Source organism: Glaciibacter sp. 2TAF33, assembly GCF_052114945.1.
Classification (GTDB): Bacteria; Actinomycetota; Actinomycetes; order Actinomycetales; family Microbacteriaceae; genus Cryobacterium.
On the sequence record NZ_JBFRFS010000012.1, the window covers coordinates 1 to 20,201 of the forward strand.

The following is a 20,201-nucleotide window of genomic DNA, read 5'->3' on the forward strand; positions in this document are numbered from 1 at the left end:
ACGCAACGGCGGAGTCGCCAAATCCCTCTTCGAACAACGCTACCGCCGCTTCGCGCGACGACACCGACAACGAACTACGTGGATGCATAAAACTGCTCCCCAGGAATCGAAACTGAATTATTCAGTCCAACTCCCGGGGAGCAGTTCACATCCGGGGGTTTTTGCATTTGTACGACTGACGGCCAACCGTGTGCGGATTCCGTTAGAGGGGCGTGCCTGATGACCGCTCCTCACCCCTCCTAGCCTGGTTTCCGCGGATCTTCGAGTCGGCGAGGACTCGCAGCCTGCAGGAACGTGACATGAAAATCCGTGGAAGTCTGACCCAAGCGCAGATGACCGTCTCGATTGAGAGAATTCTCAGTTGTTGTTGGCTCGAGTTCAGGTACCCAGGGTGCAAAAACCCCGGTAAAGCGGAAGTTTCTGCCATTAGATAATATTGTTGTACTTATAATATTGTTCTTGATTGCCATGAATGCTCGTGTTAGCTTGATGCGCTGGTTCATCGATGAACTTGCAGGCAGGGCCTTAGCGGGTGTTGTCTTTGTGACTTGATCAGAGGCGATTGGTTATGAAAACTCGAAGAATTGTCATTGCCGCGACAGCGTTGGCCGCGTTGGGTGCGGGATTAGTGGGTTGTTCCAGCCCCGCTGCAGAAGACAGCGGGAGTTCCGCTTCGGGGGGTAAGCCGTTCAGCTTTGTTGTTGTTCTTCCGCTGACGGGGCCGCTCGCGGTGAACGCGCAGCAGCAGCTGAACGGTTTGAAGGCCAGCGCGAAGGAGTTGAACGCGGCAGGCGGTATCGGTGGCCGCCAGGTCGTGTTCAAGGTCGTAGACGACAAGGCAGACCCGACGCAGGCGGTCACGTTGCTGCAGGATCAGATCAATTCGGATACACCCCCCGACTTGGTCTGGGCAGGTGCGACCAGCGGCGAAGCATTGGCGATGGCGCCAATTCTGACCAATGCCGGGATAGTGTCAGGCGCCATTTCATCGTCCTTGTTGTTGAACGACCCCACGAAGTACCCGTACCACTTCGGTTTCACCACAGCGAACAATCAGAATTATCCCGATCTGGTCGAGGAAGCCAAATCCGAGGGGGCGAAATCGATTGGTTTCATCACCGGTAACGACGCTCTGGGCACCGATAACTTGAAAGTGATTAAGGAAGCCGCGGCCGCGGCAAGAATGCCGTTGACATATGAAACCTTCGACGCGACGGCAACTGATCTGACGGGTCCAATGGACGCACTCAGGGCGACAAAGCCAGACATCCTGGTTCTTTCCTCCTATGGCGCTGGTGCAGGGTACCTCCTCGAAGCCCGGGATAAGCTCGGCTGGAATATCCCCACCATCGGAGATCTGGCGATCAGTGCTTCGAATCCGGCGAAAGTCGTCGACCCGAAGGCGCTTGTTGGAATCAAAGTGCAAGAGCGACCGGTCGACGTGCTCTCCCTGAAGAGTGACTGGCTTCCAGCCGAAGAGCATGCTCTCAAATTGATAAAGGAGCAAGGGCCAATTGGTGGTGCGGCTGCAGTGCAGTCGCTCACGGCATATGACGCACTGCAGATCGTCGGTGCTGCGGCGGCCCAAGAAGGCGGTACCAGCGCAAGTCAGTTGAAGTCGGGCATGGAGAAACTGAAGGCTCCGAACCCGATCCCGTGGACGATGTATAAAACCTACGGCTTTACACCCAAAAATCATTTTCCCGTCCTTGGGAAGAACAGCCTCGTCTATGTCCCCGCAGGTCCGAGCCAAGACGGCTTCTACAAATAGAGGACGGCATGACCAGTTGGACTCTTCCAGCGACGGCAGCTACCTCGACGCTCCTCAGCTGTCCCCGGCAGCTGTGGAGCGGTTCCGTGCCGACAAAGCTTCGGCCTCAGCCGAGAGACATAGGACTCAACGAAGATGATGACGACACTCTGGTCCGGTTTGACGATGGGCGCTATCTACGCGATCGTGGCGGTCGGCTACAACATCACACTCATTCTGAGTGGTGTACTGAACTTTGCGAGCTCCCAATTCATCGCGATAGGAGCGTTTGTCGCCTATTGGGGGCTCACCCAGAACAACATCCCACTCCCGCTGGTAATCGCCATCGCGGTGGTGATCGCGGGTGGTCTTGCTTTCCTTGAAGAGCGGATCGCTGTTCGTCCGCTCCGAAAGAGCGGTAACCACATTGATCTCATCACCACCCTCGGTGCTTCCACGATTATCAGCGGAGTCCTCCTCTTGCTGTACGGTCCCGAACCGTTGCAGGTGAGGGTTCTTCCCAATGCCACCTGGGAGGTTCTCGGCGGACAAGTCCGGCCGAACGAACTGGTGTTGATAGCTGTCGCGATCGTGGCAACGGTGGCGGTGCACTTCTGGATTCATCGTTCGCGGCTTGGACTCGCGGGTCTTGCTCGGGCGGAAGATTCCGAAGCGGCCTCGATCAGGGGCATGAACGTGAGGGCCCTCGCCATCTTGGGTTTCGTCGCTGCGGGTGCGTTCGGCGGGCTGATCGGCCCGATTGTTGCGCAAAAAACGTTTGCCGTCGCAACGCTCGGACTGGTCCTGGCTCTCAAGGGATTCGTGGCAATGGCTGTAGGCGGCGTGGGCAGCATTCTCGGCTCCCTGGTCGGAGGGCTGATTGTCGGGTTGGTGGAGGCATTTGCCGCGCGCTACATAGGCAGCGATTTCGGGCAGATCGCGGTGGTTATTGTTCTGTTTGCGATGCTGCTTCTTCGGCCATCTGGTGTGCTCGGGAGAGGTCAGGCTCGTCTTGTTTGATAAATTTGCGAAGGCAATCGGTCGACCGGTCCTACTTGTCAATCGGAAATGGTCCGTAATCGGTCCCATTCTTGCGGTGATCGCGGCCATTTTGGTTGCCGTGGCTCCGTGGCTGGGACTGGGGTTCAGCGCGCAGCGGCAGATCATCCTGATAGCAATCCTGGCAATGATCGTCAGTGGCCTGAACCTGAGTTTCGGCTTCGCCGGCGAGCTAGCGCTTGGTCAAGTGTTCCTCTACGCCGCTGGCGCCTACACTGCCGGATACCTCGGCTCCCTCGGCGTGACAAACATCCTGATCGTCATCCTTGCTGCAGCCGTTGTCGCCCTCATCTTTGGAGTGGTAATCGGGCTGGCAGGATTGCGGCTGGGAGGGTGGATGCTCGCTTTGGCCTCACTGTTGGTCGTAGGACTCATCCCGAACATCGCCAATATCTTCACGGCCCAGCTTGGCGGGTATGCCGGTATGGCCGGCATCTCGCGACCGACGCTCTGGAGCGTCCCATTCAATAACAGCGCGTTTTATGTTCTGGTCATAGTGTGCGTTTCCGCCTGGCTGCTGATCCTTCGGAATCTCATCAAGTCACGTGAAGGTGCATCCTTCCTTGTGCTCAAAGAGAGCCCTGTCTTGGCGAAGACTCTCGGGATCTCTGTCAATAGAACGAAGTTGCGTGCCTATGCACTCGGTGCGGTTCCGGCTGGCGTTGCCGGCGCCTTGTACGCGTACCTGGACGGTTACATCTCACCGGCGGTGTTCACGTTCGATCTCGGTCTCGTTGTACTTGCTGCGAGCATCATCGGGGGATCGCAGTCGATTTACGGCGCGATCATCGGCACGGCTATCCTCCAGCTCGGTCCGCAGCAGTTGGATGTCTTTCAACAATATTCCGGAATCGCATACGGCGCGTTGCTGATTGTGGGAGGCGTACTGCTCGGCGGCGGCATAGCGGGTCTCGGGCATCGACTGTTCAACCGAGTGCTCGCGATCGCGCGTGAGGATGAATCGCGCCATGCCGTCGAGGTATTGCGTCCCGAGGTGACGTCGCTTCACGGGCAGCAGCTTGGTGTCGAGGGCATCGTCGTGAGGTTCGGGGGATTCACGGCCTTGAATGGTGTGTCTTTCGTCGCCAAGCCGGGCGAAGTGACGGCGTTGATTGGCCCGAACGGCTCGGGCAAGACGACGCTGCTGAATGTTATCTCGGGACTGCTTGTTCCACATGAAGGCGTGGTCAGGGTAGGCTCTCTGGTTTCTTCCGGTAAATCAACGTTCGCAGCTCAGCATGGAATTGCGCGGACATTCCAGACTCCTCTAGTTCCCAGTTCACAGTCGGTGCTCGAGGTCGCGGCTTCAGGAAGAATGTCCACAAAACCGGCGACACTCGTGGACACGGTTCTGAGGCTACCTCGTTATCGAAAACTACACGCTGCAGATCTAGCGGCGGCCCGGGGCGCATTGGCAGCCGTTGGGCTGGCCCCGCTGGCCGAGACTCATGCCGCCTCCCTTCCTCTCGGCACCCGTCGGCTTCTGGAGTTCGCGCGTTCCCTGGCGAGTAGGCCTTCCGTGCTGCTACTCGATGAAGTTGCATCGGGGCTCGATGAGAATGAATTGCGGGAGTCGGCAAACCTCATCCGGGCAGTGCGAGATGCGGGAGCGACGGTTGTGCTGGTGGAGCACAACTTTGAGCTCGTTCGCGAGATCTCGGATCGAGTGGTCGTGCTCGCCGAGGGAGAGATCCTCGCTGAAGGAGACGCGGAAGTGGTCGCGCGGGATGAGAAAGTGATCAATCTGTACTTGGGTGCGGATGTGCTTCACAACCGACCTGCAGCTGCAGCGGCATCTACAGGGAATGAGTAGGAAATGAGCGAACAAATCAGCCAGCCACTCGTGGACGTGAAAAATGTGACCGGCGGCTATGACGACATCACCGTCGTGAGAGATGTATCATTTTCGGTCTATCCGGGCAAGATCGCAGCCGTCCTGGGACGAAACGGAGCAGGAAAGACAACGACGCTACGACTCGTAAGCGGTTTGAATCCCCTGAGGAAGGGAACGGTCACCCTCGACGGGGTTGAGTTAGGCGGACTTCCGGCATACAAGCGCACAAGCTTGGGCATTGCATATGTGCAAGAGGGCAAGCGGATCTTCCGTCAGCGGACTGTTCGCGAAAACATCATGCTCGGGGCCTACCCTCTGCGGCTAGGGAGAAAAGAGCTTGCCGGGGCTGTCGAAGAGGCCTACAGCCGGTTTCCTGCACTCGCGCTCAAGAAGGATGTGGAGGCTGGTTTGCTGAGTGGAGGCCAGCAGCAGATGCTGGCAATTGCTCAGGCTCTCGCCGCGCGTCCGCGCGTCCTCATGTTGGACGAACCGACCACTGGTCTAGCCCCCGCGATCGTGGGCGAGTTGTTCGACCTGCTTGTACGACTCCGGGACGAAGGACTCGCTGTATTGCTTGTCGAGCAAGCCGTGGAGTTCTGCCTTGAACTCGCCGACGATGCGATCGTGCTGAATCTGGGTAGCGTGGCTTACTCGGGTCCCGCGGACAGTCCGAAGACGCGTGCAGCTGTGGAGACTGCGTACATGGGTGCTGAGCTCGCTTGAGGCTCGGGAGAAGGCTCGCCCTCGCTACAACGCGGTGGGTCATACGAAGAAGTTGTCGAGCCGCCCACGAGGCCACCCTGTCGAAAGAGGTCGGAATGTTGGAGTACCCGCTCGGCTGGTTCGAGGTCGTCGCGTCGAGCGCCGAGTGCCGCGAGGAGCTGTCGGAGTTCCAGCATCTTGGTGCGGAGAATCTGTCGTGCGCGAGGACGCCACCGGGAAGGCAAGAATTCCCACGGCCAGTTCATCGCTGGCCTATGGCAGCCATGCTGCTCGCCGACCAGGGTTCCGACGTCATCCGCGTCGAGCCGCCCGGCGGACCGCGCTGGGGACTCGGCAGCGAACGCGTGGCTGCTGCGCGGTGGTAGGAGCCTGTGCTCGACCTCACGCTCGACGAGGACCGCGAGCGGGCGGCTAAACCCATCGCCGATGCGGGTCGAAAACTTCCGCCCGGGCGTGATGAGTCGTCTGGGCTTGGTCCCGAGCGCTTCGCGTCCATCGCACCTGACGGGACAGCAAGTGGTTGCGGGTCTCCCCACGCACGCTCGAGGAGTGGCGGCAGACATGTACCGGGCCGCCGTGGCGGCGGATGATGCGTCACGTTCGGTACCTTCGGCGCGAGGTGCTTCGATGGTTCGAGGGGCTTGACGCGCAGGTCTGGGCGCCGGATGCCCGGGGGCGAAGTTGGCACGGTCCGCGTCGTCGTCTTGGCGAAAGGGCAGATGCGGTCGCATTCCAGGATGCGGGACGAGCTTGGAGCTCTACGCCGCCCGAAAGTGGTGCGTGCACCGCGCCCTGTAAGATCCGCTCGCTGCGGCGCTCGCGGTCGGCGTCATCACCTCGATCAACGCTCCCGCGGTCGAGTTGTCGGTGGATCGGACGCAGGGGCCATGGCGAGGGCAGACCATCGCGGACCTGCGCGGGCAACGTCTCGGACGCGTCAACCAGCCCGGCCGTCGCACTCGAGTCGTTCTGGATACGGACCGGCCGCTCGGTCCTCAGCTGATCGAACGCATCCTCGCGTTCCAGCCCACGTCTGTGACGACAACGCAGTAGCCGAATTCCTCGGCCGGGGTTCGACGCCAGAAAGGCGAAGGCGATGCGCGGAGCCTGCCGCCCCGCGAAAAAGACTGGTCCACAAATCGGAGCAGGACTATCGTCATGAGCGCGGTGATCGCTCCGCCGCGGGAAGGTTACGCAATGACGCATCAACTGGACTCCGCTGTGAACCCGATGCCGGCGCGGCCGACTGCATCGCCGCGACCGTGCAATCGCCCATCATGGTAGATCGCATCGCGGACATCTGGGGATCGCGTACCCCGTTCGCACAAGGTGAGCGCTGGCCCATTCGAGTCGACCAGAAACTACTGGATGGCGTCACCGAGGAGCAGGTTGACCGCTGGGTGCAGTCAGCCTGTGTTCTCTGCAGCAACGGGTGCGGCGCGGACATCGCCGTGAAGGACGGCCGCATGGTGGGCATCCGTGGGCGTGCGGTGGACATCGTCAATCACGGCCGACTCGGCCCGAAGGGGCTGTTCGCAAGCTGCCAGGGCGTGGACAACGCTGACCGGCTGACGCGCCCCCTGATCCGTGAGGGCGATCGCCTCGTCGAGACGGACTGGGAGACGGCCATGTCCCGGATCGTGGAGCGCAGTCAGACGCTCCTGGCCGACAAAGGACCGTTGACTCACGGGTTCTACACGACCGGGCAGATATTCCTCGAAGAGTACTACGCGCTCGGCATCCTCGGCAAAGCGGGGCTGGGTACCCCGCACATGGACGGGAACACGCGATTGTGCACCGCCACGGCCGCGGCAGCGTTGAAAGAGAGCTTCGGCTCAGACGGTCAGCCCGGCAGCTACGCGGACATCGATGAGTGCGATGCGATGTTCCTGTTCGGTCACAATATGGCGGAGACGCAGACGGTGCTCTGGATGCGCGTCCTCGATCGGCTGGCAGGACCGAACCCTCCCCAGCTGGTGTGCGTGGATCCGCGTGACACGGAGGTGGCCCGGAAGGCGACGGTGCACCTGGCCATTCGGCCGGGAACCAATCTCGCCCTGATGAATGGCCTGGTCCGGGAACTGATCGTCACCGGCGCGGTCGACGAGCACTATGTGGGGGAGCACACCCTCGGATTCGAGGGCCTCCGCGCTGCTGTGGAGAGGTGGACCCCCGATGAGGTCGCCAGGGTGTGCGGCGTCGAGGCCGCCGACGTGCGCCGTGCCGCACAGATCTTCGTCGCCTCCGAGCGCGTGCTTTCGACTGTCCTCCAGGGCTTCTACCAGTCGAGCCAGGCGACGGCGGCTTCGTGTCAGGTCAACAACCTGCACCTGCTCACCGGGAAACTGGGCCGACCGGGCAGCGGCATCCTGCAGATGAACGGGCAACCCACGGCGCAGAACAACCGCGAGTGCGGTGCGGATGGGGACCTGCCCGGCTTCCGGAACTGGGAGAACCCGGATCACGTCGGGGAACTCGCCGACCTGTGGGGCGTGCCCGTCGACAAGATCCCGCACTGGTCGCCGCCCACCCACGCGATGCAGATCTTCCGCTACGTCGAGCAGGGGAGTATCCCCTTTCTCTGGATAGTGGCGACGAATCCGGTGGTGTCCATGCCGCAGGCTGAGCGCATCAGAAGGATCCTTTCGGCCCCGGATCTGTTCCTCGTGGTCCAGGACCTCTACCTCACCGAGACGGCCCGGATGGCGGACGTGGTGCTGCCCGCCGCAGCATGGGGGGAGAAACTCGGCACATTCACCAATGTGGACCGCACCGTGCACATCTCGGAGAAAGCCGTCGATCCTCCCGGTGAGGCGCGACCTGACCTGGACATCTTCTTGGACTATGCACGGAGGATGGATTTCCGGCGCGACGACGGCGGTCCCCTTCTCGACTGGTCGGGCCCGGAAGACGGCTTCCGTGCATGGCAGGAATGCTCTCGGGGACGGCCGTGCGACTACACGGGAATCACCTACGACCGCCTTCGGGGTGGAAGCGGGATTCCATGGCCGTGCAACGACGAGCACCCGGATGGAACGGTGCGACTCTACGGGGACGCCGTCTTCCCGACGGACGTGCAACGGGCTGAGACGTTCGGCCACGACTTGCTCACCGGTGCCACCGTTGGTCCGCAGGCCTTCAAGGCGATGCGTGCAGACGGCCGGGCCATCCTGAAGGCCGCCGCCTACGCTCCCGCTCACGAACTGCCAAGCGACGAGTACCCGCTCCAATACTCCACCGGGCGCACCGCCTACCAGTTCCACACGCGGACGAAGACGGCCCGAGCGAGGCAGCTGAACAGGGCCGCGCCGAGCGCGTGGATCGAACTGGCGCGGGGGGACGCCGCGGCGCTCGGGATCGAGGAGGGGGACATCGTGCGGGTCACCTCGCCTCGAGGCGAGATCGTGGTTCCCGCGCGGGTCGGCGATGTGCGTGAGGGCACGGTCTTCGCCCCCTTCCACTACGGGTACTGGGACCAGGAACGTTCGGGCCCCGACAACGAGCCAACGGCAGCCAACGAGCTCACCATCACGGAATGGGACGCGGTCTCGAAGCAGCCCATCTTCAAGGTCGCCGCAGTGCGCGTCGAGAAGGTCAGGGACGGCGTGTCGCCGGCCCCCGCTCCCACCACGACCGCCTCCCGGCCCGCGCGCCCTGGTCAGGTCCCGCCGACCAGGGGAGGTACTGACGCGGAGGTGCTCGAACGGATGCCCCCGGTCGACCCGCCGACACTCGCCACGGACGAGGAGGCGAAGCCGTGAACGTCGATCTCTACCTCGGATTGCTTCGCAACGCGGAGCGCACTCTGGCAACGTCCTTTCGGCAGGTGGCGGACGGGCATGGTGACGAGCCCGACGTCTACAACCTGTGCCACACCCTGGCGGAGCAGTGTGACGACCACGTGAGCCAGCTTCATCCGATCGTCGAGCGATACGGTGCCCGGCCGGATTCTGAGCCGGAGCGCTTCCACGCGGACGCGCTGACCGAGACGCGTTCCGGCCCCGTCGGCCTGCTGCGCGACCTTCAGGACGTCTTCCTGCTCGCCTCCCTCGTCGACATCACCTGGACTGTGGTCAAACAGGCTGCCTTGGCGCTCCGTGACGAGGAATTGCTTGCCGTAGTGGGATCCTGTGAACCGGAGACGCAGGTTCAGCTCTCCTGGCTGAAGACGCGGATGAAGCAGGCGGCTCCGCAGGCCCTGATCGTCGCCTCGTGACGGAATTGCAGGGTGGTGTTGCCACCCGTCTCCGGGAACGGCGCGGCGGTGCCGCCGCCTACGCTGCGATGCTGTGCCTGATCGTGCTGGCCCTGGCCGGTGCTGTGGGCATCGCACTCAAGCAGCCCTGGCTCTTTCCAAGCCTCGGGCCTACCGTGATGCTGTTCTTCGAGTCCCCGGAGCAGCCTTCATCCCGGCCCCTCAATGCGCTCGTCGGGCATGCGGTGGGGATCCTCGCCGGAACTGCCTGCCTGCTGGCATTCGGACTGCAGGGCCAGTCATCGGTGCCGGAAGCCGGGCTTACCCTGTCCTCCCTCCTGGCCGGCGCGATATCCGTCGCGATCACGACCCTCGTCCTGACTTTCCTTCGATTGCCGCACCCGCCGGCTGGCGCATCGACGCTCATCGTCAGTCTGGGCATCCTGACCCAGCCTCCCCAGTTGGTGTCCATGATGGCGGCCGTCATACTGATCACCCTCGCCGGGTGGGGACTCAACAGCCTTCTCATCGGGCGGCAAGCCACATGAGTTTCGCCGCGATCATCCTCGCCGGCGGACGCGGGAGCCGGCTCGGTGGCATCGACAAGCCGGCCCTCCTGTTCCAGGGCAGGAGCCTCCTCCAGATCGCGGTCGATGCGGCCAACGGATCGGCGATGACTGTCATCGTCGGGCCGCGCGGGCTCCCCGGCGTGATCGCGGTGCAGGAGGAACCGCGGTGGGGCGGACCCGTTGCGGCTCTCGCCGCAGGGATGAGCGTGATCCCCGAGTCTGATGCCGAGGTACTCGTCCTCGCCGCCGACCATCCCCGGGTCGACGACGCCGTGCGGTCGCTTCACAGGGTCATGCTCGGGTCCGCGGACGGAATCGTCGCGCTGGACGCCGAGGGGCACCGTCAGCCACTGCTCGGCCGGTACCGCATGGACCGTTTGCGAGGCGCCCTGGACACCCTCGCCGCGGAGCGCGGCAATGCCGCCGGGGCGTCTCTCCGGGAGCTCCTCGCCGGTCTCACGCTCACCGAGTCCGTGCTTCCGGACGAGCTGTGCGCTGACATCGACACACCAGCGGATGCTCTGAGGCATGGCATCGAGGTACCGGCTCGAGAGCCCGATCGCCTGGCACGCTCACCCTTGTCGACGATGGGAGATCGCACTGATGGGAGATCGCAATGACCGATAGCGCTGATCTGGACGCCTGGGCGAGCGAGCTCAGCGAGGCACTCGGCATAGGGGAGTTGGTCGTCCCGGTCTCCGTCGTCCTCGACCTCGCACGGGACGCCGCACACTCGGTGGCTCGTCCGGCCGCTCCGCTCACGACGTTCCTCGTCGGTTTCGCGGCCGCGCGCCGGGGCGGCACCGCTGCGGACATCGCCGCTGCGGCGGCGATCGCTTCTCAGCTTGCGCTGCGGCGCCTGCCATGACGAGCTCATGGGACCAGGCGCGTGCCCTCTTCGGCCGCGTCGGCTCCGACCAGCTCCAGCCCGCACTCGGCCGGCCCCTGGGGGAGGCGGCAGGGCTCATCCTGGCGGAGCCGGTCCGCGCCCTGACCCCCATTCCTGCCTTCGACAGGTCGGCGATGGACGGGTGGGCCGTTGCCGGGGACCCGCCGTGGATCATCGGCCCCGGTATCGCGGCCGGTGACGCCCCGACGACCTCGCCACTGGCCGCGGGGCGGGCGCGACCGATCGTCACGGGGGGACCGGTGCCGCCGGGTGGGGTCGCGATCCTCCGCCGGGAGCACTCACGGGTGACGAACGGAGTCCTGGCGCCGATTGACGGCCGGTCCGCTCCGCGGCCAGGCAGGGATGTGTGCCGGCGCGGAGAGGAGGCGGACGAGGGAGAGGTCCTTCTGTCCGCGGGTTCGGCACTCTCGCCCGCTGCCATCGCCCTCGCCGCGATCGCCGGCACGGACACGGTCTCAGTGCGGCGGCGACCGACCGTCGACCTGGTGCTGCTCGGAGACGAGGTGGACGGCTGTGGCATCCCGGCCGTTGGGCGCGTTCGTGACGCCTACGGGCCCTCCCTTCCCGGCCTGATCCGCTCCCTCGGAGGAGCCGCAGGGACGATCACCAGGATTGGCGATGACCTCCGGGAAACGACCGAAGCCCTGGCGCGGTCCGATGCCGCCGTGACCGTGTCCACGGCGGGCACCTCTCACGGCGAGCGCGATCACATGCGGAAGGCCCTGAGCGGACTGGGTTGCAGCCCGGTCGTCGACGGGGTCGCGATGCGCCCGGGTCATCCGGTCATGCTGGCGCGCCGCCCGGACGGGCGGCCCATCCTCGCCCTGCCTGGGAATCCGTTCGCAGCGATGGTGTGCCTCCTCACTCTCGGGGCGGTGCTCCTGGATGGCATGGTCGGACGAGAAACCCGTCAGTTCGAACTACTGCCGCTGGCACAGGCGGTGCCCAACCCGCGTGAGGGCGTTGCCATCGTCGCGGGCCGTCGCATGCCGCGGGGAGTGGTTCCCGTCGCGTGGCAGGGCTCTGCGATGCTTCGGGGCCTCGCGGTGGCAGACGTGCTGGCCGTCATTCCCGGGGGAGGGGCGAGGCCGCACGGAGTCGTCGAGATGATTCCGCTGCCGTGGTGAGGTCTCACTCGGCGATGGAGTCATGCCCCAGCAGCGCGCGACCCTGAAGGCTCGCCTCTTCGACGCTACCGGTCACCCGAACGAGCCGCCACGGCGACGCCCAGGGATGCCGCGATCTGCCGCCCCCAGTCCTTCGCCCGGTCGTGCTCGCCGGGCTCCAGCGCGCCGGCCTTCGTCACCAGGAAACTCTCTGCCTGAATCGTCTCGGTGTACCCGTGTTTCACCAGTGCTTTGTGGATCGCGTTCGACGCCGCACCGCTCAGGATGCGCGGGAAGTCGGCGCGCGTGTCGAAGGCCGCCCCGCGAGCGCCGGTCGATTCCGCCAGCGACGCCAGCCACTCGCGCACGCCGATGCCCGGCGCCTCCGGCTCCAGGGTCAGCGAGCGTTCCGGGTCATCCGCCCATTTCTCCGCGTCGGCCCGGGACTCCGCGCGGCTCATGCCGTGGGCGTGGGTGGGTCCGCCGACGATCAGCACATCGGCGCCGGCGGCGATGGTCGCCGGGGCCTGGTTGACGTTGGCCACGGTGACGGAGGCAACGGATGCCGCTGAACGCATCCCCGCCGCGATGTCCTGGGCCGCTTCGCGGGTCGCCCCGAACATCGATTCGTAAACAATGACAATCTTCATCTCGGTGTCCTCTCGGTGGATCTGTCCGACGTGATGGACTCCTCGGGCCGGGCTCCACGGCGTGCACCGGTCGCGTGGACCACGATGGTGGGGGCGGCGAGGTTCACCAGCACGTCGTGCGCCACCGATCCCAGAAGGGTGGGGGCTCCCTCCCGTCGCGAACTGCCGATCACCAGCAGGGTCGCCGATGCCGCCGCGTCGACCAGCGTCTCCGCTGCCGGCCGGTTGACCTGCCGCGCGCGGACGACCAGATCGCCGTACGCGCTCTCAGCCTGCCTCCGCGCATCGAGGAGCACGCCTTCGATGCGGGACTTGACCAGGGCGGCGTGCCGCCGGCGCACCTCGCTGGTTTCGGTTCCGGCTGTCTCCGGCGCCGACCAGGCGCCGACGAGGACCAGCTCCTCGCCCGACCGGTGGGCTTCGTCGGCTCCGAACGAGACCGCACCGCGGGAAGCCGCAGAGTCGTTCACCCCGACGACAACTCCCGCACTCGCCCGTGCCCCGGATTCGGGGATGATTGCGACCGGCGCGGGAGAGCTGCCCGCCAGCAGCAGGCTGCGCGAGCCGAACACCCGCCCGCGCACGAATCCGGTCTTGTGGGTCCCCACGGCGACGAGGTCTGCACCTTCGGCGGCGGCCGTCAACTCCCACATCGGGTTGCCTTCCCGAAGCTCGGTCGTCACGGCCACCCGCGGGTTGATCGACCGGGCGAACGTCGCTTCGACGGCGATCAACGCCTCAGCCTCCACGCGCACCTCGTGCAGTAACCGAGAGCTGACGACGCCCCACTCGTCGTCGATGACATGGACGATCACGACGTCTTCACCGGTTGAGGTGGCCCGGTGGACGCTCCACCTGACGGCCGCCCTACTGGGCGTCGATCCGTCTACTCCGACCAGGATCATCTCGGCTCCGAACTGACTCATCTGATGCACCCCAGCATCCGCTCCGGCCAGGGCGGATGACAGGGCCATTGGTCCCACGGGTCGACCCGTCCACAACAGGGATGACAGCGGCATGGAAACCCGCGACAATACGCATGAGACCGGATGCTGGGCACCGAGCGGAAGGAGAGCCATGAGCGAGGAATTCCTCACCTTCCCCGATGCGCCCCGGGTTGAGCTCGACCGCCTGCTCGGAGAGCTCGTCGAACAGGCCAGGGAGGTGATGACCACCCAGGGTCGCCTTCGAGCGCTCTTGCGCGCCAACCAGGCGGTCTCCCTGCAACTGGACCTGCCCGTGGTGCTCCGACGCATCGTCGAGGTCGCTGTGGAACTGGTCGGCGCCCGGTACGGTGCCCTCGGGGTGATTTCGCCGCACGGCGGGCTCGAGCAGTTCATCCACGTGGGCATGCCGCCCCGCGCTGTGGACGACATCGGTCATCTGCCCGAGGGCCGTGGGCTATTGGGCGCATTGATCGACGACCCCCGTCCGATCCGGGTCGACCACATCGCAAACGACCCGCGGTCCGTCGGGTTTCCGGCCGGGCATCCACCGATGGACAGCTTCCTCGGCGTGCCGGTGCGCGTGCGGGACACGGTGTACGGCAACCTGTACCTCTCGCACGGCGTCGGCGGGCATTTCACAGCGGAGGATGAGCAGCTGATCGGGTCCCTGGCTTCCACCGCCGGATTCGCCATCGACAATGCCCGCCTGTTCGCCCAGACCCGTCGGCAGGAGGCCTGGTCGAAGGCATCCGCTGAGATCACGGCGGCGCTGCTGGAGAAGAGCCAGGGAGAGGCGCTCGGCATGCTCGCGGACGCGATCCTCCGTTTGTCCGCCGCGGACCTCGTGGCCGTGGTGTTCCCGTCGGACGAGCCGGCAGAACTCCTGGTCACGATCGCACGCGGCGCCGCGGAGGAAACCCTCCCGGGCGCTGTGATCCCCGCGGCCGGCTCAATCGCGGGAAGCGTGTTCGAGGGCCGGCAGCCTCGTCTCCTCGATGACGCGGGCGGGTCATTCGCGCTGCACCAGGTCGTCACCCTCGGGCCGGTGATGGCCGTGCCGGTGGTCGAATCCAACCGGGTGCAGGCCGTGATAGTGATCGGCCGGCTCGTCGGTGGAACACGGTTCCTGCCGAGCGACCTCGAGATGGCAGCCGATTTCGCCGCCCAGGGAAGCATCGCGATGGGGTTGGCCAGGGGGCGGGCCGACCGCACCAGGATGGTGCTGCTCGAGGACCGTGGACGGATCGCCCGTGACCTCCATGACCATGTGATCCAACAACTGTTCGCCACCGGCCTCGACTTGCAGGGCCTTGCCGGAATGGTTCCCGCATCCGCTGCGGAACGGATCACGCAGGCCGTGACCGGCCTCGACACCGCCATCGCGCAGATCCGCACCGCGGTGTTCGCGCTCTCGAGGTCCGGGCAGGGCAGCAGCACGACGCTGCGCCACCGCGTGATCGGGGTCATGAACGAATTCGAGTCGGGGCTGGCCAGGCCGCCGGCGGTGCATTTCTCCGGCGCGGTGGACCTGTTGGTCACCGCCGACCTGGCTGACGACGTCGTCGCTGTGGCCAGGGAGGGCCTGGCCAACGTTGTGAAGCACGCGGCGGCCGAGCATGTCTCGGTCGCGATCGCGGCGAACGACGGATGCGTCACGGTCACCGTCACCGATGACGGCCGCGGACCAGGATCGCCCGGTCATCGCGGCGGACTGGCCAACCTCGAGGAACGTGCCCGGCGTCGGGGAGGAAGTTTCGCGTTCGTCTCCGGCGAGGGGGACACCCGGCTGACCTGGCAGGCGCCGCTCACGGAGGACGCTGTCGCCGGCGACGACAGGCCGGTGCCATGATCCGGGTCTTCCTGCTCGACGACCACGAAGTCGTGCGCCGCGGGGTCGCCAACCTGCTCGACGCCGAACCGGACATCGAGGTTGTGGGGGAGGCGAGCACCGCCGCGCAGGCGCGCGGACGCATCGAGGCCACCCGGCCGGACATCGCGATCCTCGACGTTCGCCTGCCTGACGGCAGCGGAATCGATGTCTGCCGTTCGCTCCACGCCCACGATTCGACGGTGCATTGCATCATGCTCACCGGCTACGACGATGAGGACGCGCTCTACGCCGCGGTCATCGCGGGGGCCGCCGGCTATGTGGTGAAGGACATCCAGGCCGGCAAACTCGTCGAATCGGTGCGCGCCGTCGCTGCGGGGCGCAGCCTCATCGCCCCGGGACTGGCCCGGCGTGCCGTTGACAGCCTCCGCCGGGGCGCAGCGGGCGATACCCGACTCGACGCGCTCAGCGGCCGCGAGCGCCAGGTGCTTGCCCTGGTTGCCGACGGCCTCACCAACCGCCAGATCGGGGAGGAACTGGCGCTCGCCGAGAAGACGGTCAAGAACTATGTGTCCAGCGTGCTGGCCAAGCTCGGCTTGCAGCGGCGCACGCAGGCGGCGATCGTCCAGCTGGAATCACGGCAGCCCTGACGAGGGTCTGGCGTGGCCCGCTCTCTATCCGGCCGGACTAAAGGCCCTACCGCCGCCAGCGCTGCGCGCCATACCGTGGCAGGCACAACGCGACGAGTTCGCGACACGGCAGCGAGAGGTGAGCGCACCATGAAGGCACTGGTTTACGGCGGACCGGGAGTGAAGTCCTGGACGGACGTCCCCGATCCCCTGATCACCCATCCAACGGATGCGATCGTGCGGGTCGACACGACCACGATCTGTGGCACCGACCTGCACATCCTGAAGGGCGACGTGCCCGCGGTCGAACCCGGGCGCATCCTCGGTCACGAGGGCGTCGGAACCATCAGCGAAACCGGCACCTCGGTGACGAACTTCGCCGTCGGAGACCGGGTGATCATCTCCTGTATCAAGTCGTGCGGTCACTGCGTCAACTGCGCCGTGGGGCTCTATTCGCACTGCCTCGGCGACGAGGGGCAGCCCGGCATAGGCTGGATCTTCGGACACCTCATCGACGGAACCCAGGCCGAGTACGTGCGGGTGCCCTACGCGGACAACAGCCTGCACAAACTGCCCGACGGCGTGCCAGACGCCGAAGCTGTCATGCTGTCCGACATCTTGCCGACGGGCTTCGAGATCGGTGTGCAGTACGGGCAGGTCAAGCCCGGCGATGTCGTCGCCGTCATCGGCGCGGGTCCGGTCGGCCTGGCCGCGATCGCCACCGCCGGCCTCTACGGAGCCGCGACCGTCATCGCGATCGATCTCGATCAGAACCGGCTCGAACAGGCCCGGGAGTTCGGAGCCACCGACACGGTGCTCTCCGGGGCCACTGACTGGAAAGAGCAGGTGCTTGCCCTCACCGACGGTGCGGGCGTGGATGTGGCGATCGAGGCGGTGGGGATTCCGCAGACCTTCACCATGGCCACCGAGATCGTGCGGCCCGGCGGGCACGTCGCCAACGTCGGCGTGCACGGCAAGCCGGTGGAACTGCATCTGGAGTCCCTCTGGATCCAGAACATCACCATCAGCATGGGGCTGGTCAACGCCAACACCACGCCGATGCTGCTGAAACTCGTGGCGCAGAAGAAGATTCCGGCGGACAAACTGGCCACCCATCACTTCACCTTCGACCAGATGCTCGACGCCTACGACACATTCGGCCGGGCCGCCGAGACCAAGGCGCTCAAAGTTGTGATTACTCGCAGCTAGTCCGCACACGTAGAGCGGGGTGGAGGGCGCATAATCAGGACCATGGATCACGGCGCGCGGCTCGTCGACGCCGCCGCGCTTCCGGCCGCCGAGGTCCTCGCCGGACTGAACTGCGCACCCACCGGCCTCAGCAGTACGAATGCCGCCGCGCGGCTGGCCGAGGTGGGCCCCAACGCGTTGCGCACCCACAAGGCCCGCGCGTTGGCCGTGCTCGGCCGCCAACTGAAAAGTCCCATCCTGATCCTGCTGTTCGTCACCGCAGGACTCTCACTCGCCCTCGGTGACGCCACCAATTCCACCGTTATCGGCATCATCCTGGTTTTCAGTGTGGGGCTTGGGTTCTGGAACGAGTTCCGGGCCGAGCGTGCCGCGGAGGCGCTGCACTCGCGGGTGACCCACCGCGTGGTCGTGATCCGTGACGGCGCCCCGCGCGAGATCGACGTGGTGGAGCTGGTACCCGGGGACATCGTGCGGGTCGGCCTCGGCGCCATCGTTCCGGCCGACATCCGTCTGCTGCACTGCGACGAACTCCTCGCCGACGAGAGCATCCTCACCGGCGAATCACTCCCGGTGGGCAAGAACCCGGACCCGGTCGCGGCCGGCACCGCGCTGGGTGACCTGGCCTCCTGCATCCTGATGGGCACCGTCATCCAGTCCGGCAGCGGCACCGGCGTGGTCGTGGCCACCGGCGGCAACGCTGAATTCGGACGCATCGCGCTCGGGCTGGGTGAGCGTCAGCCGGAGACGCAATTCCAGGCCGGGCTTCGCCGGTTCTCGGTTCTGCTCCTCGAAGTGGCGCTCGCGCTGACCACCGTGATCTTCGTGGTCAACCTGCTGCTGCACCGGCCGCTCCTGGAATCGTTGCTGTTCTCACTGGCGATCGCGGTGGGGATCACCCCGCAACTGCTGCCCGCGGTGGTGAGTACGAGCCTCGCCACCGGCAGCCGTCAGCTGGCTCGCAAAAGGGTCTTGGTGAAACGGCTGGTCTGCATCGAAGACCTGGGCGACATGGACATTCTCGTCACCGACAAGACCGGCACCCTCACCGAGGGGCACATCACCTTCACAGCTGCGCTGCCGGTGGGCACCGAGGTGACGGCCGGCGAGCTGCTCCGGCTGGGGCTGCTGGCCACGGAAGGCGACTACGCCGAACACTCCGGTGCCACCGTCGGCCAGAACCCGCTCGACACCGCCCTCTGGGAGTCCGGTCAGGCGGCCACGTTCAATCCGGCCGGGTGCGAACGGGTCAGCCTCATCCCGTTCGACCACCAGCGGCGCATGACCAGCGCCCTGGTGCGTGAGCACGGTGGTCCGGCGCGACTGATCACCAAGGGCTCTCCCGAAGATGTGCTCGCCCGCTGCGTCGACGCCCCGCCCGGCGCACAGGCCATCCTCGACGCCCAATACGACGCCGGAGCCCGCGTCATTGCGGTCGCCACCCGCACGGCGCCCGGGCTGGCCGGCATCGAGGCAGCGGATGAGACAGGGCTGGGCCTGGCCGGTTTCCTGGTCTTCCTGGACAGGCCCAAGGCCGATGCCAAAGCGTCGCTCGACGTGCTGGCGACCCTCGGCATCACGGTGAAGATCGCCACCGGCGACAACGCGCGGGTAGCCGAGAAGGTGTGCGCGGACCTCGGACTGGTGCCTGCCGACGCCCCGGCCGGCACCCCTGGCGGCACACTGACCGGCGCCGAGATCGACGCCCTGTCCGATTCCGAACTGGAGGTCGCCGCTCACACCGCCCGCATCTTCGCGCGGGTCGCGCCGGAGCAGAAGGCGCGGCTGATCAAGCTGCTCCGAAAGAGCGGCGGTGCGGTGGGGTTCCTGGGCGACGGCGTGAACGACGCCCTCGCCCTCCACGCGGCGGATATCGGGATCTCGGTGAACAGCGCGACCGACATCGCCAAGGACGCCGCCGATGTGGTGCTGCTCGACAAAGACCTGGCGGTGCTGGCCGACGGTGTGATGGAGGGTCGGCGCATCTTCGCCAACACCATCAAATACGTGTTGATGGGCACCTCGAGCAATTTCGGGAACATGTTCAGCGCGGCAGCGGCATCCGCTTTCCTGAGCTTCCTGCCCATGCTGCCCGGCCAGATCCTGCTGAACAACCTGCTCTACGACGCGGGTCAGCTCGCCATCCCGGGCGACCGCGTGGACACGGAGCAGTTGCGTGCGCCGTCCCACTGGGACATTGCCTTCATCCGCAGGTTCATGGTGCTGTTCGGCCCGCTGAGTTCGGTCTTCGACTTCGCCACCTTCGCGCTGATGCTGGTCGTGTTCACCGCCGCACCGGGGGAATTCCGGGCCGGGTGGTTCATCGAGTCGATCGCCACCCAGACGCTCATCATCTTCGCGATCAGAACGCGCCGGGTGCCCTTCTTCCGCAGCCGGCCCTCAATCGGGCTGCTCTCTGCGTCACTCGCGGTGGTGGCCATCGGCGTGTACCTGCCGCTCTCGCCGCTGGCCGGGATTCTCGGTTTCGACCCGTTGCCGCCCGTGTTCTTCCTCACCCTGGTGGGGCTGGTCGTCCCGTACCTGGTGCTCGTGGAGATCGCGAAGAGCTGGTTCTTCTCCCGCGCCGCCCAGCGGCCCGCCGTGCCGCGGGCGCCGCGCGGTACCGTTCACCACATCAGCCGCCGGGCTGCCCGTTTCTCTGCGCCGGTGCCGGCGAAGGTGCTGGCGCCGGGGTCACGGGCAGCCTATCCTGGCGGCCGCCCGCGTCGGCGCCCGGGTGCGTCGCGCGCGTCGACTCCCTCCCGGGCTGCCCGGCCTTTCGGTTCGTGAGGGGT

At 65.7% G+C, this 20,201-nt stretch carries 16 protein-coding genes; 14 read left to right on the forward strand and 2 right to left on the reverse strand.

Annotation, left to right across the window (positions count from 1 at the left end):
- Positions 1-568: 568 nt before the first annotated feature.
- The 10 genes from AB4Y94_RS13490 (at position 569) to AB4Y94_RS13535 (ending at position 12,167) form a co-directional block, all read left to right on the forward strand.
- Complete coding sequence (locus AB4Y94_RS13490) at positions 569-1,771, forward strand: ABC transporter substrate-binding protein (RefSeq protein WP_441728350.1); 1,203 nt, start codon at positions 569-571, stop codon at positions 1,769-1,771.
- A gap of 135 nt (positions 1,772-1,906) precedes the next feature.
- Positions 1,907-2,770 (forward strand): branched-chain amino acid ABC transporter permease, encoded by an 864-nt coding sequence (locus tag AB4Y94_RS13495; protein WP_441728351.1) that lies wholly within the window; start codon positions 1,907-1,909, stop codon positions 2,768-2,770.
- A 76-nt stretch (positions 2,771-2,846) separates the two neighbouring features.
- Complete coding sequence (locus AB4Y94_RS13500; RefSeq protein WP_441728352.1) at positions 2,847-4,622, forward strand: branched-chain amino acid ABC transporter ATP-binding protein/permease; 1,776 nt, start codon at positions 2,847-2,849, stop codon at positions 4,620-4,622.
- A gap of 3 nt (positions 4,623-4,625) precedes the next feature.
- Positions 4,626-5,366, forward strand: coding sequence for an ABC transporter ATP-binding protein (locus AB4Y94_RS13505; RefSeq protein ID WP_441728353.1), 741 nt, complete (start codon positions 4,626-4,628; stop codon positions 5,364-5,366).
- A 1,277-nt stretch (positions 5,367-6,643) separates the two neighbouring features.
- Entirely contained in the window at positions 6,644-9,127 is a 2,484-nt protein-coding gene (locus AB4Y94_RS13510; protein WP_441728354.1) for a molybdopterin oxidoreductase family protein, read from the forward strand.
- Positions 9,124-9,582: a hypothetical protein gene (locus tag AB4Y94_RS13515; RefSeq protein ID WP_441728355.1), complete on the forward strand. Its 459-nt coding sequence runs from the start codon at positions 9,124-9,126 to the stop codon at positions 9,580-9,582. Before AB4Y94_RS13510 ends, AB4Y94_RS13515 begins: the two co-directional genes overlap by 4 nt.
- Complete coding sequence (locus tag AB4Y94_RS13520; RefSeq protein WP_441728356.1) at positions 9,579-10,109, forward strand: HPP family protein; 531 nt, start codon at positions 9,579-9,581, stop codon at positions 10,107-10,109. Before AB4Y94_RS13515 ends, AB4Y94_RS13520 begins: the two co-directional genes overlap by 4 nt.
- Positions 10,106-10,750, forward strand: coding sequence for a molybdenum cofactor guanylyltransferase (mobA, locus tag AB4Y94_RS13525; RefSeq protein ID WP_441728357.1), 645 nt, complete (start codon positions 10,106-10,108; stop codon positions 10,748-10,750). The genes AB4Y94_RS13520 and mobA overlap by 4 nt, the downstream gene beginning before the upstream one ends.
- Entirely contained in the window at positions 10,747-10,998 is a 252-nt protein-coding gene (locus tag AB4Y94_RS13530; RefSeq protein WP_441728358.1) for a DUF6457 domain-containing protein, read from the forward strand. Before mobA ends, AB4Y94_RS13530 begins: the two co-directional genes overlap by 4 nt.
- Complete coding sequence (locus AB4Y94_RS13535; protein WP_441728359.1) at positions 10,995-12,167, forward strand: molybdopterin molybdotransferase MoeA; 1,173 nt, start codon at positions 10,995-10,997, stop codon at positions 12,165-12,167. Before AB4Y94_RS13530 ends, AB4Y94_RS13535 begins: the two co-directional genes overlap by 4 nt.
- Positions 12,168-12,232: 65 nt before the next feature.
- On the opposite strand, the gene AB4Y94_RS13540 is transcribed toward AB4Y94_RS13535, so the two are convergent.
- Both AB4Y94_RS13540 and AB4Y94_RS13545 read right to left on the reverse strand, forming a co-directional pair.
- Positions 12,233-12,796: a flavodoxin family protein gene (locus AB4Y94_RS13540; RefSeq protein WP_441728360.1), complete on the reverse strand. Its 564-nt coding sequence runs from the start codon at positions 12,794-12,796 to the stop codon at positions 12,233-12,235.
- Positions 12,793-13,722: a universal stress protein gene (locus tag AB4Y94_RS13545; RefSeq protein WP_441728361.1), complete on the reverse strand. Its 930-nt coding sequence runs from the start codon at positions 13,720-13,722 to the stop codon at positions 12,793-12,795. The genes AB4Y94_RS13540 and AB4Y94_RS13545 overlap by 4 nt, the downstream gene beginning before the upstream one ends.
- A 151-nt stretch (positions 13,723-13,873) precedes the next feature.
- Between AB4Y94_RS13545 and AB4Y94_RS13550 the strand changes: the two genes are divergently transcribed.
- From AB4Y94_RS13550 to mgtA, 4 genes are all read left to right on the forward strand, one after another.
- Entirely contained in the window at positions 13,874-15,592 is a 1,719-nt protein-coding gene (locus AB4Y94_RS13550; protein ID WP_441728362.1) for a sensor histidine kinase, read from the forward strand.
- Positions 15,589-16,221 (forward strand): response regulator, encoded by a 633-nt coding sequence (locus AB4Y94_RS13555; protein ID WP_441728363.1) that lies wholly within the window; start codon positions 15,589-15,591, stop codon positions 16,219-16,221. The genes AB4Y94_RS13550 and AB4Y94_RS13555 overlap by 4 nt, the downstream gene beginning before the upstream one ends.
- Positions 16,222-16,350: 129 nt before the next feature.
- A complete protein-coding gene (locus AB4Y94_RS13560; RefSeq protein ID WP_441728364.1) occupies positions 16,351-17,409 on the forward strand; it encodes a zinc-dependent alcohol dehydrogenase family protein in 1,059 nt (352 codons plus the stop codon).
- A 42-nt stretch (positions 17,410-17,451) separates the two neighbouring features.
- Positions 17,452-20,196 (forward strand): magnesium-translocating P-type ATPase, encoded by a 2,745-nt coding sequence (gene mgtA / locus AB4Y94_RS13565; protein WP_441728365.1) that lies wholly within the window; start codon positions 17,452-17,454, stop codon positions 20,194-20,196.
- Positions 20,197-20,201 lie beyond the last annotated feature (5 nt).